The sequence below is a fragment of the Magnetococcales bacterium genome, assembly GCA_015231925.1.
Lineage (GTDB): Bacteria > Pseudomonadota > Magnetococcia > Magnetococcales > JADGAQ01 > JADGAQ01.
This window is the reverse complement of record JADGAQ010000032.1, coordinates 16275-29544: the sequence shown is the minus strand read 5'-3', so window position 1 is coordinate 29544 and position 13270 is coordinate 16275. Positions and strand designations below refer to the sequence as shown.

The 13270-nt window shown below is 66.8% G+C and carries 1 protein-coding gene; it reads right to left on the bottom strand.

The annotated features are described in order from the left end of the window. A partial coding sequence (locus HQL56_05815; GenBank protein ID MBF0309022.1) for an LEPR-XLL domain-containing protein occupies positions 1 to 13150 on the bottom strand: 13150 nt, incomplete at its 3' end. Positions 13151 to 13270 lie beyond the last annotated feature (120 nt).

Here is a 13270-nt window from a genome sequence, read left to right as displayed (position 1 = left end):
GGGCGGGCAGACTGGCTCCCAACAGATGGTAAAGGCCGTTGTCTGCGGCAATCACCGTCACCCCGGCAAAACCCGGCAGTGCAGCCAGGGCGTTTTGCAACGCGGCGAGGCTCTCCCCGGCGGAAAGTCCCGTCAGGGTGAGGTTTTGCTGCCAATCGGCGGCATCGCTGCGGCGCAGGTGCAGTTCGTCGGCAATGGCCCCGTCGGCCATGTTGACATCGAGACTTTGTACCGCCCACACCTGCAGACTGGCCAGATTCCGTCCCGCGAGAGCGCCCTGGAATCGCACTTCCCAGACGCCGCCGTCGGCGGGGACCACGACCACGTTGCCTTCGCCGATGCTCTCCAGTTCCTCCAGGGCTGTTTGCAGACCGTGAGCCGTGAGTCCATCCGCTTCCAAGGGTCGGGTGGTCTCCTGGCCAAAGGCCAGGGCAAAGAGGCCCGAAGCCGCATCCAGGGTGAGATGCTGCACCTCCGAGGTGGTGCTGCCCTCCCGGCTGGTGGCCAGGGTGGCCGTAGGAGCCGCTTTGGGGAAGACCAGACGGGTCATGGCCGGAATGGCCTGACCCACGGCGCTGCCGCCGAAGCTGACGCGCCACTGCTCCACGGCGGCGTCCAGGGCGACCGAGACCGTGGCTCCGCTGGCCTCGAAGGTGGTCCCCTCGGCGGTGGTCGCCGCCAGAAGGGCATCCCGAATCCCGTTCGCCGTGGTCTGAAAATCGATGGCGGCGGTGGTGTAGGTTCCCGCGCCGACGGTGGCGCCCGAGGCCACGGTGGTCAAACGCGCCGTCGGGGCCAGACTCGGGGTGACCGTGCGGCTCATGGCGGGGATGGAGACGCCGAGGGCGGCCCCCCCGAATTCGACCCGCCACTGGCCCAGCTCCTCATCAAGCTGACAGTCTATGGTCACCCCGGCAGCCGCCAGGGAAGCGCCTGTGGAGCGGGTGGCATTTTGCAGGGCATTTTGCACCGTGGCGGCGCTGGCATGCAGGTCGACGGCGGCGGTGGTATAGGTGTGGCCGCCGTATTTCACCGACAGGGTGAAACTGCCCCGGGTTTCGGCGGGGAAGCCGTTGAGGCGATGCACCGCGCCGGTGGCTTCGGAGAAACTGCCGTCGGCAAGCACCGCGCCCAGGGTATAGGTCACCTCCGGCAGTCCCGCATTGGCCACCGACAGCAGGCCCAGGGAGAGAACCGACTCCTTGAAGGTGATGCGATACTCCTGCGCCGCCATGGGTGAGGAGAGTTCCGCAACCGAGACGTTGCCCGCGCCGACGATTTTTTCCAGCGCCTCCCGGATATGACGGGGCTGGCTGAACTGGATATCGACGAATTTCGCCGTGGCGGTTTTGGCGGAATTGGCGAAGGAGAAGGTGAAGTTGTTGAGGTTGCGCGAGGCCCCCTCGGGACGCTCGATCAGCAATATATAAGTGGTCGAAGGCGTGGCCTGGGTGGCCTGGGATTCCACGGCCACTCCGCCGGAACGGGCCAGGGTCGCCGAGGGATCGGCGGGTGGCGACATGAAGAGCCCGATGCCGCCTGCGCTCGCCGCCAGGGGGATCTCCTGTCCGGCCAAAGCCCCGACGAATTCGACGGTGTATCCGGCGGAGCGGCTGCCGCTGACCGAGACGTTGCCGCTGCCCAGCAGAATCTCCAGGGCTTTGCTCAGGCGCAGCCGGAATTCGCTGTCGGAGACCGGGGTGAGGTTGGCCGTGACCGTGGAAGCGCCCGCCGTCCTGCCCCCGTAGGAGAAGGCGTAGCTGCCCTCCCGGAAGTTGCCGTCGGCGTCCGAGGCGGTCAGTTTGACGCGGGTATTGCTTTTGATCTGAAAATCGAATTCCAGACTGTAGCTGCCCTGGGCCAGGGCGTCGAAGGCATCCAGGCGATGCACCGCGCCGTAGCCTGCGGTGGCCTGTTTCTCCACGTAGGCGCTGCCCCAATCGGCTGCTTCCGCCGGATCCGCCGGGGGCGTCATGGTCAGGCCGGAGATGGCTTGCCCGGCCAGCGCCCCGACGAACTCGATGGTGAAACCCGTGGCGCGGCTGCCGCTCACGGTGACGTTGCCGCTGCCGAAAAGCAGTTGCAACCCGTTTTGCAGCCGGAAGGCGAAGGCGTTGTCGGCCAGGGGTTGCAGCCCATCGGCGGACAAACTCGATACATTGACCGAGGTTGCCCCGTAAGCGAAGGTGTAAATCCCTTCCCGGAAGCGCAGACCGTCGTCGCTGATGGCCGAAAGGGTCATCAGGGTGGTGCTTTTGACCCCGCCGCGTTGGCTTTCGGCCACGCTGCCGCTGTTGCCCGCCTCGGCGGCCCGGCTGATGATGTCGGCAACGATGACTTCGGGCGCTTTTTTGCTCAGGGCGAATTCGCCGCTGATCGAGGCGAAACCCGCCACCTCCACTTGCACCGCTCCGGCCAACTCCAGATTGCCGCTGTTGTCGAACCGGGTCACCAGGGTGCCGTTCAGGGAGAGCCCGTCCACCCCGGTGACCGAACCGTCGCCGGAGAGGCTGCCGGAGCGTTCGCCGTCGGCGCCGAAGAAAAGCTGGCCCGCGCCGTTGTCGATGGCGATGCGTGCCCCGTTGGCCTCCAGGGCCACCACCACGTCACTGGCCTGCACATGCCAGTTGCGGGCCGCGCCATCCTGTTCCAGCAGGATGTCGAAGGAGCCGCCCAGTTTGGCCAGGCCCACCTGCAAAGCACCGTCCACCGCGACCTGGAAGAGCGGACCCGCATCGTCCAGAATCACCGCCTTGTCGGCATTCAGTTGAATCTCTCGGGCCGCTCCGCTCCAGTCGATGACCGATCCCACCCCGCCGAAGGCGTCGCCGCCGGCTCCCAGGATGCGGTTGATCTGCAAGGTGGCCGAGTCGATGTCGGCCAGGGCGTAACCCTGCACCGTGGCCCCGCCGAGGGAGGCCTTGGCGGTCAGCCATTGGCGCGAATCGCCGCCCACCTCGCGGCTGAGAACCATGGCGATATCGGTCTCTTCGAGGCTGGCCCCCACCGTGTCGTTGCCCAACAGGGCGGAAAGACCCGCCCCGCCCAGGATCAGTTGATCGACCTGCACCGGGGTCTGATCGGCCAGGGTGATGGTCTGGTTCTCCCGGCTCTCCAGGAAGAGTTCGCCATCCAGTTCCAGCGCCCCGGCCACCTCGGCGTGCATCTGACCGCGCAGGCGGGTTTCGTTGTCCACCAGATCGAGTTCGAAGGTGGCATCGGCTCCCTCGACGCTGGTTTGCAGATCGGAACCCCAGCGGTTCCAGGCGATTTGCAGGTCGTTGGCCTGCAGGCTGACTCCGGTTATACCCGTCAGGGCGATATCCCCGCTGGCCGCCAGAGCGTAACGCTGGCTCACCACCTGGTCGGCGCTCACCTCCCGCCGCAGCACGATGGCCCCCTGCCCCCCGGTCAGGGCCGCACCCACGCCGCCAAGACCCAGCGTGCCGCTGACCGCATCCAGACCGATGGCCAGATCGGTGATCTCCACGCCGTTTTCGTTGCTGGTGGAGGTGGTCAGCTTCAGACTGGCGGAAAGGGTGCCCAGTCCGGCCACCGTCAGGTCGCCCTGCTGGATGGTCACCTCTTTGAGGGCGGATCCGTCCGTGAAATTCAGGGTCAAGGCCGGGCTGTTCAGGCCGGTCTCCACCACCTGGGTGAGGGTCTCGCCCAGGGTGTTGATGCGCAGGCTGGCCTGGGCCGACAGACTGACCTCTCCGGACATGCCCTGCAGCACGGCCGTTCCCGACGCTTCCAGGGCATAGGCGTTTTCGCCGGCGATATCCCGGTCCAGCACCAGTCCCAGCCGGGCATCGGAAAGGGCCACCCCGGCGCTCGTTCCACCCAGCAGGGCGGAAACGTCGGAGGCTCCGAGAAGAATACGCCCCGCGTCACCCGCCTCCTTGACCACGGAAAACTGCCCCGAAACCGCGCCGAAGCCGTCGATGCCCAACTCGGCCTGCCCCGACAGGGCCAGTCCGCCATCGGCGTCGAAGGAGGTCAGGAAGGTGCCGTCCAGAGAGAGGCCGGGAAGCCCCGAAACCAGGGCGCGCCCGCTGATCGAGCCGGAGCGGGCCTGGTTGGCCCCCAGAACCAGGGTACCCGCACCCTCTTCCAGACCGACCTGAACCGTGCCGCTGGCAACGCCCACGGTGACACCGGAGGCCACGATCTCCCATTGCCGCTCGCCGTTCTCTTGTTTCAGTTCGATATCGAAAGCCCCGCCCAGGCGGGCCGGACCCATATCGAGGGCCCCTTCGATCGACAGGGCCAGATGCTCCCCCGCCTGATCCAGAAGGAACGATTCCCCTTCGGCGAGAACGATATCCCTGGCCTGTTGCCCGCTCCAGTTCAGCACCGCCCCCGCTTCGCTCAGGGCGTTGCCGTCCAGCAGACGGTTGATGTCCAGATCGGCATTCTCCAGATCGGCCAGGGAGTAGCCGTTGATCGAGGCCTCGTTGATCCGGGCCTTGCTGGTGAGCCAGCGCCGCGCCGTGCCGCTGCCCACGATCTCCGTGGAGAGGACCATGGCGATATCGATATCCGCAAGGGCTGCCGCCACCGTGCCGCTGCCCAGCACCGCCGAGAGTCCGCTGCCCCCGAGTACGAGCTGATCGAGCGCCACGCTGCCGCCGTCGCTCAAGCTCGCCGCCTGGTTGGCCACGGTTTCGATGAACATCTCGCCTTCGACGGAGAGCAGACCCGCGATGGCCGCGGTCACCTCACCGCGCAGGCGGGTTTCCTCATCCAGCAGATTGACGGTGTAGCTGCCGGCAGAGGTTTCCACCACCTGGCCGGTGATGGCTTCTCCCATGCGGTTGTAGGCGATTTGCAGCGTGTCGGCGCTGAGGGTCAGGGCATCGACGCCGGTCAGACTGACCGAGCCTTCCGCCTGCACCGCATAACCCGACCCGGAGGCGTCCCGGTGCAGCAATACCGCGCCGCGCCCGTTGCTCAGGGCCGCGCCCATGCCGCCCAAGCCCAGCGTGCCCGAAACCCCCTCCAGTCCGATCTGCACGTCGGTTTGATCATCCGCGCTTTGGGAACGTATGGCCAAGGCCCCGCTGAGGCTGCCCAGACCGGCGACCTGCAGTTCGCCGGAGAGGATGGAGACCTCCTGCACCAGGGCCCGGTCGGCAAAGACGATGGAGAGATCCTGCCCGCCGACGCTGACCGTTTGGCTGACCGGGAAACCGAGGGTGTTGATGCGCACCGCCGCGTCGGCGGAGAGGCTGATACCCGAGAAACCATCGAGGCTGGCCAGCCCGGAGGCCACCAAAGCGTAACCGCCGTGGCCTTCCATGGGCGAGGCGATGTAGGCCCCCAGACGACCGTTGGCCAGGGAGACCCCGACCCCGCCCGCGCCGAAATGAGCGGAAAGATCGGTCGCTCCCAGCAGAATCGACTGATCCGCGCCACGACTCACGGCGAAGTTGCCGCTCAGGCTGCCGAAACCGGCGACGCTCAAGGTGACATCGTTGCCGGAGAAAGCGATGTCGCCGTTGACGTCGAACAAGGTGGTGAAGGTGCCGGAAAGGCTCAGATCCCCCAGGCCCCGGATCAGGGCGTTGCCGCTGAGGCTGCCGCTGCGGCTGTTGTCGGCGCCCAGAACCAGGCTGCCCTCGGCCTCTTCGATGCCGACGTAGGCATCCCCGGCCTCCAGTCCCAGAGTGGCGTCGCTGGCGTTGATGGTCCAGTTGCGCGCCCCGTCGACCTCCTCCAGAACGATTTCGAAATCACCCGCCAGTCGGGCCGGGCCTAACTGGAGACTGCCGCTCACCGGAATGGCCAAACGCGGCCCGGCCAGACTCAGTGCCAGGGATTCGGCCTCGGAGAGCGAAATGGTGCGGCCCGATCGGGACCAGTCGATGACGGCGTCGCTCGCCGCGGCCAGTGCGCCGCTGGCGGCATCCAGGGTGCGGTTGATCTCCAACCGGGCTTCCTGGAGATCGGATAATTCATATCCGGCAACGGCGGCTTTGGCGATGCTGGCGTTACCGGTCAGCCAGCGCCGCGCCGCCCCTTGCGCCACCCGTTCGTTGGACAGCACCAGACCGATGTCGATGTCGGCAAGGGTCACTCCCAGATCACTGCCCGCCGCAGTGAGGCTGCCGACCACGCCCGAGCCGCCGATGAGAATCTGATCCGCCCGGCCCGTGGAGCCATCGGAAAGGGTGATGAGTTGGTTGGCGACACTTTCGATGGTCAACAGGCCGTCCAGGGTGAGGACATCGCCGATGGCGGCATGCACCTCGCCGCGCAGCCGGGTTTCGTCTTTGAGCAGATCGAGGTGGTAATCCCCCGGATTGGTCGCGACCGTGCCTTCGAAGGCCTCGCCCCAGCGGTTGCAGGCAATGGCCAGATCGGAGGCGGTGAGGGTGAGGCCGGGTACACCGTCCAGGGCGACATCGCCTTCAGCCTGCAGGGCATAGCGTTGGGTAGCCACCCCTGCCGCCGTCACCTCGCTTTTCAACACCAATCCGCCTTGGCCGTTGCTCAAGGAGGCGGCGAGTCCGCCCAAAGTCAGACTGCCCGAAACCCCGTCGAGGCCGATGGCCACGTCGGTGATGGTGGTACCGTTTTCCAGCCGCGAGGTGGTGACCAGTTTCAAACTGCCCGAAATCTCCCCCAACTCGGCCACGGCGAGGGTGCCGGAGTCGATGTCCACCTCCATGCGTTGCAACCCGTCCTGGAAGTCCACCAGGATGGGATCGCTGCTCAGTCCGGTGACCACCTCGCAGGAGACCGCCTCGTCCAGGGTGTTGATGCGCACCGCCGCATCCGCCGCCAGGGAGACCGCGCCTTCGAAGCCCTGCAGGGTCGCCGTGCCCGACGCCGTCAAGGCGTAACGGGTCTCTCCGGCGGCGTTTTTCTGCAAAATCAAGCCGAGGGTACCCTCTTCCAGGGAAATGCCCGCACTGCCCCCGCCCAGGCTGGCGCTGACTTGCGCCGCACCGATGCGAATGCGTTCGGAGGCAACGGTATCAATGCGCTCCGAAAGTGCTTGCAGAAGCTCCATGCCCGCGCCGTCAAGCTGGTTCTTGAAGGTGATGTCGAAGAGCCACTCCTCGCCTTGGTGCAAGGCGACGGAGACGTTGCCCTGGCCGATACCCACCCCCGGCAGCAGGGAGATGAGATCTTCGAGGTAGGCGGCCACCTCCTGGGGAGTCTTGCCCGTCACATCGACGGCGGGCCCCCAATCCTCGCTGCCGGCGAAACGCAAGGCCACGCTTCCGGGGGCGCTGCCGTCCTCCAGCAGCAGAGAGAGGCTCTGCACCGGGCTGAGATGCATGTCGGGAATGGCGGTTCCGCCTCGGGCGTTGCGGAACTGCAGATCGAAACCGCCGCCATCGGCGGCGACCACGGCGACATTACCCACGCCGACGGCTTCCAAAGCCTCCAGTGCCGCCTGAATCTCGGCGGCGGTGCTGTCGGCGCTCAACAGGCCGCTTTGAGCGCCGCCCGCTCCCACGGAGAGGCGGAACAGACCGCTGCCCACCGGGGCGAGATGCAGCGTCTCCGACTGGAAGGAGCCCTGACGGGTCAGGGCCAGACTGGCTTCGGGGGCGGTAACGGTCGAGGTGATGCGGCCCGACATGACGTTGAAGTCGTAAGCCGAGGCGGTACCGCCGAAACGCACCTCCCAGAGGTGCCGACCGTTGCCGTCCGCCAGCAGCACCACCTCGGCATCGGCTCCCGTGGAGGAGAAGAGGCTGCCGTCGCTGTTCTTGGCTCCCAACAGGGCCTGACGCACCACTTCGGGCCGGGCATTGAAGGCAATGTCGCCGGAGGTGTAGCTGCGGCCCTGATAGTCCACCGTGAGGACGAAGGTGCCGGAAACCTCTTCGTCGTAAAGATCGATCTGCTGCACGGCCCCTCGGGCGCGGCTGCCCTCCTGCAGGGTGGCGGTTGCCAGGGTCAGACCGGCGCTGCCGGTCGCGGCCACCAGTTGGGAGAGGTTTTCACCGCCCAGGCCACGGGCGAAATCGATGCGATAGCGGGCGTTGGCCAGGGTCGAACTCGTCTCCCAGGAGACGGCCACGTTGCCCACCCCCAGGGTGGTCTCCAACGCCGACTGGATGCGGGCCGCCTGATCCTCCACGCCGTATCCCGGCGAGCCGTTGCGCAGGGTCTTCCACTGGAAGCGGATGGCCGGATTGTTGCTCAGAACCTGCAGGGGCTCCAGATCGACCCCGGCGAGATCACCGCTGAAGTCGATGACGTAGTCGATGCTGTTGTGGCCCGTGAAGCCTTTGCGATAGCTGACGCTGACGTTGCCCTCTCCCAGGAGGTTTTCCAGAGCCGATTGAAGGCCGTTGCGGATGATGGTGGGGCCGGTGCCGAAACGCACCTTGGAGGTGGTCTCCTCCCCCATCTTCAGCCAGATCTGTCCCGACAGGTTGGGATCGCCCACCACCGTCAGCACCTGCCGTTCGTTGACGAAGGAGCTGGTGGAGAGAACCGGAATGGCCGCCGTGGTCAGATTGCCCAAGGCGAGGGTGAAGCTCTGGTTGACGCCCCCGCTGTTTTGCAGGGTGAGCCGCTGGGATTCGTTGACGGGCAGAGAGACGGGATTGGTTTCGGTGATGACTCCCCAGTCGGGTTTGTCGGCGGGGTCCGCCGGCTCGATGAGCCAGAGCCCGGCTGCACCTTGTTGCGCCGCCAGCAGCACCGGCTGACCGGCCTTGGCTCCGGTCCATTCGATGCGGAAGCCTTCGCTGCGGCTGCCGCTGACGGCGACATTGCCGTCACCGAAGGCGGTGATGGTTTCCAGTGCCTCCCGCAGATTGGCGGCGAAGGCCTCGTCACTCAGGGGACGCCCGGCGGCATCCAGCGAGGTGGCGGCAACCGTTTCGCCGTCGTACTGGAAGGTGTAGATCCCCTCCCGTGCCCGACCGGCGGCATCGGCCACCGTCAGGGTGATCACCGTGCGGATGGCCACTCCACCCGAGGTGGTCTCCTCGATGAGGCCTTCCAGCCCCGCTTCCGCCTGGTTGAGTCGCTCCACGGGAACGGCCAGTCGAGCCGGTTCGCGCACCACGGAGAACTGTCCCGACAGGGCCCCGAAGCCCTCAACGCCCAATTCCAGCTCTCCGGCCACGCTCAGTCCGCCCGCGCCGTCGAAGCTGGCGGCGAGGGTACCCGAGAGAGTCAGGGCATCGATGCCCGTCAGGCTGCCCGCGCCGGAAATCGAGCCGCTGCGGGCCTGATCCGGACCGATGAAAAGCGAGCCCGCGCCGTTTTCGATGCCGACTCGGGCCTCGCCCGCCGCAAAAGCCACATTCACTCCCGAGGCCTCGATCTGCCAACTGCGGCTGCCGTCTTCCGCCCGGTTGAGGATGACGGCGAAATCCCCGGAGAGGCTGGCCTCCCCCAGGGTGATCGCGCCGCTGACCGGCACCACGAAGCGGGGGCCCATGGCGTCAAGTACCACGTTTTTCACGGTACTCAAGGCTATGCTTTGGTTATTCCGCGACCAGTCGATGACCGCCGTCGAGGCGGTATCCAGCATGTCGTCGCTCAGGGAGTCGGCGGCGGCGATGGCGCGATTGATGTCGAGTCGGGCCGCGGTCAACCCGCTCAAGGCGTATCCGGCGATGGACGCCCCGCCCAGAGCGGCTTCGCTGCTCAACCAACGTCGCACGCCGTTCCGTTCCGAAGCCAGCACCAGGGCGATATCGACCCCGGTCAGGCTGGCGGCCAGGCTCTCCCCCCCCGCCAGAATCGAAGCCGACAGGTTGCTGCCGCCGAGAATCAGTTCATCCACCGCCAGGGTGGTCTCGTCCGTCAGGGTAACGCTGCGGTTCTGCACCGACTCGATGAACAGCTCCCCCTCCACCGCGAGCAGCCCGGCGATTTCCGCCTTGGCCAAGCCCCGCAGACGGGTTTCGTCCGCCAGGAGATCCACACCGGCCCAACCTTCGCTGGTGGCCACCTCCTGGGAGATGGCCCGGCCCATGCGATTGATGGCCACTTCCATCTCTTCCGCCGTCAGCGTCAGGCCGGAAAGGCCGGTCAGAGCCGCATCGCCCGTGAGCTGCAGGGCGTAATGGGCTCCGCCGTCGTCCCGTCGCAGCAGCACCGCGCCCCGTGCATCGCTCAGGGCCGCCCCGGCGGCGCCCAGGCTCAGATTGGCCGAAACCGCTTCCAGCCCGATGGCCAGATCGGTCACCTCCACCCCGTTTTCCACCCGGTGATCCGCCAGGATGGCCAGATCGCCGCTCAGGGAACCGACTCCGTCCAGGGTCAGGGTACCCTGGGTGATTTGCACCGCCTGAACCGCGCTCTCGTCGGCGAACAGCAGGCGATACGGCGCACCGCCCACATTCAGGGTCTGGTCGATGGCATATCCCAGATGATTGACGGCCACCCGGGCATTGGCCGAGAGGGTCACGCCGTCGAAGCCTTGCAGGGCCGCCGAACCGGTGGCCTTAAGGGCGTAATTGCCCTGCCCCAGGGCATCCTTGGCCAGCACCAGCCCCAGGGTGGCCCCGCTCAGGTGAATCGAGGCCCCCGAGGCCCCGAACTCCCCGGAAACACCGCTGGCCACCACGGCCACCCGCGCCCCCTGATCGGTTTCGCTGCGCGACACGCCGATGGAGGCCGACAGGGTGCCGAAGCTGCCCAGCGACAGGGTCGCCTGGCCCGACAGGGTCAACTCGCCCGTGGCATCGAAGGCGGCGGTGGCCGTGCCCGAAACCGTCAAACCGGCCAGTCCGCCCGCTTCGAAGTCCCCGGAGAGGCTGCCCGTCCGGGTGCGATCCCCCTTGAGACGCAGGGAGCCCGAACCGTTGTTCAACCGCAGGAAGGCCGGTCCCGCCGCCAGCAGCACCTGGGCCTCACGGGCGCTGATGTTCCAGCCCCAGGCCCCGCCTTCCCGCTCCAGAGCCAGGGTCAAATCACCGCTCAGGCTGTTCTGTCCCAGGCGGATGGCGCCCTGCACCGGCAGCACCAGGGTTTCGCCCAACTGATCCAGTAGAAGCTGTCTGCCGCTGGATAGTGCAAAACTCTTATTTTCCGCCCAGGAGAGAACCGTGGCGTCGAGGCCTTCCACCTGGCGATTCAGGGAGAGGGCCGCCGACTCGATCTCCTCCAAGCGGTATCCCGCCAGGGTCAAGGCTCCCGGTACGGCTTTGGAGGTCACCCAGGAGCGGGCTCCATCGATCTCCTTGGCGTAAACCAGGGCCAGATCGGTTCCGGAAAGCACGGCATCGAGCCCGCTGCCCCCGGCGGTGACGCGGACCAGACAGTTGCTGCCGCTCAGGGCGAGCTGACGCACGTTGACGGCCTTGCCGTCGGAGAGGGTGCGCACGCTTTGGCCGGCATCCACCACCAAATCGCCGGAAAAGCTGCCCACGCCGCTCACATCGACCGTAAAGCGCCCGGCGACCCGCAGGGCGTCCGCTCCCAGTTCCAGGGGCAGGGCCTCTCCCGTGGTGGCCACCAGGGCCGAAACCGCCCGACTGTCGCTGTTGTAGTGCAGGCTCACCTGCTCGCCGCTCAGGGTGACGGCGCTGTCGAAGGCCACGGTGCAGTCGGCAACCGCCTGCAGGGCCACGGAGCGACTGCCCGCGCTCCCGTCCAGGGGCACCCGGCAGGTCAGGGCCAGCGCCGCCGCGCCGTTGCTCAGATCGAGGGCCAGTTCTCCCAGGGTCAGTTGGGCCGACAGGCCCCGTGCGCCCACCAGGAGATCGGAAACCCGGTCGTTGCCCTCCACCCGGTTGCGGGAGGAGAAGGCGAAATCACCGCGCATCTCGCCCAGGCCGGTCACTTCCAGAATGGCTGCTTCGGCCTGAAAGCGGGAGACCGCCTCGCCCGTGGCGAAGAGCAGGCGTCCGCTCACCCCGCCCAGGTTGACGGCCTGGTCGATGGCCCGGTCCAGGGTGTTGGCCGTATAGGCCAGATTCCCGCTGAAGCGGGCCGCGCCGAAGCCTTGCAGTTGCCCGGTGCCCGAGGCGTTGACGGCATAGGCCTCGCCATCCGTCACCAGTAACAGCTCACCCTCGGAGAGGGTTACGGAGGCCCCCGTGGAGGCCTCGCCGAGACGCGCCGCCACATGGCTCGCCGCCACGGTCAGCAGGGGATCGGCGTCGCTGCCCGCGATGGCGAACTCCCCGCTCAGGGCGGTGCCGTCACCCAACTGCACCGATCCCGTACCGGCAAGATTCATGGCCCAGTTCTGCTCGCGCAGGGTCAGACTGCCGGAAAGTCCCGTGAGCCCCCCCGTCAGATCCCCTGCCGCCCAGGAGGCCGCCCCGTCGGTCACGCCGAAACTCAGGGTGGCCACGCCGTTCTGCCGGGCGACCCCCACCGTCCAGTTGCCGGAAAGGTGCAGCCCCGGCACGTCGACCGTGGCTTCGAGGTCGACGCTACCCTGCCCCTGGGGATCGGCCAGCCAGGTGAAGAGTTGATCCACCTTGGCCAGGGCCTCGGCGGTCTGCGCCACGGCGAAATCGACCAGCCCCGGCAGTTGCGTGGCCACCAGTTGCAGCCCGTCCGGCTGATACACCGGCAACAGATAGAGCCCCTGCCCGGCGTACAATCCCTTGAACGAGGAGAAGGAGCCGGTGCGCTGCCCCCAGGTCATGACATCGAAGACCTGACCCGTGGTGGGGCGGAAATCGTCGATGAAGTCGATCTCCAGGCCGCCCCCCAGGTCCGCACCCCCGGCGACGGCCAGTTGATCGTACCCGTCCAGCGCCGTGGCGGCGTGGCTGCCGCCGATCTCCAGACGCAGGGTGGCTGCGGCCCCCTGGGTGTAGGAGCCGACATTCAGCAGACCCGGCGAGTGTCCGGGCGCCACCGTGCCGGCGTTGATCAGCGCCCCCGACAGGCTGCCGTTGCCCAGCAGGGTCTCCCGCGAGGCGATGGTCAGGGCCTCGGTCGAGGCGCCGTCGACCTCCTGAAGGGTCCCGGAAGAAGATTGTCGTTGCAGCGTGTCTCGGGACGGCAAAAGCGCGTTGTCCGAGGGTGAAGGAGCGTTTGCCGCCTGGGGCGTCGTGCTGACCACCCCCTGGGTGGAGGGGTCGGGGGCGACGCCGTCCAGGGGCAAGTCCCCCGATAGCAGAATGCGTTGCTCCAGGGTTTCCAGTTTGACGGGCTTGCGCCGTGCAACGGTACCTTTTTCGGTTTTTCCACTCATCTTCGCCATGGCACAGCTTTCTGCTTGAGAGACTGGACAGGATCCCGGTAGGATACCAGAAAAAACAGATAGTTCAATATGCTGAACCTTTTTTAGTTATTCGTTGGAATGATAATCTCCATTCAGGTA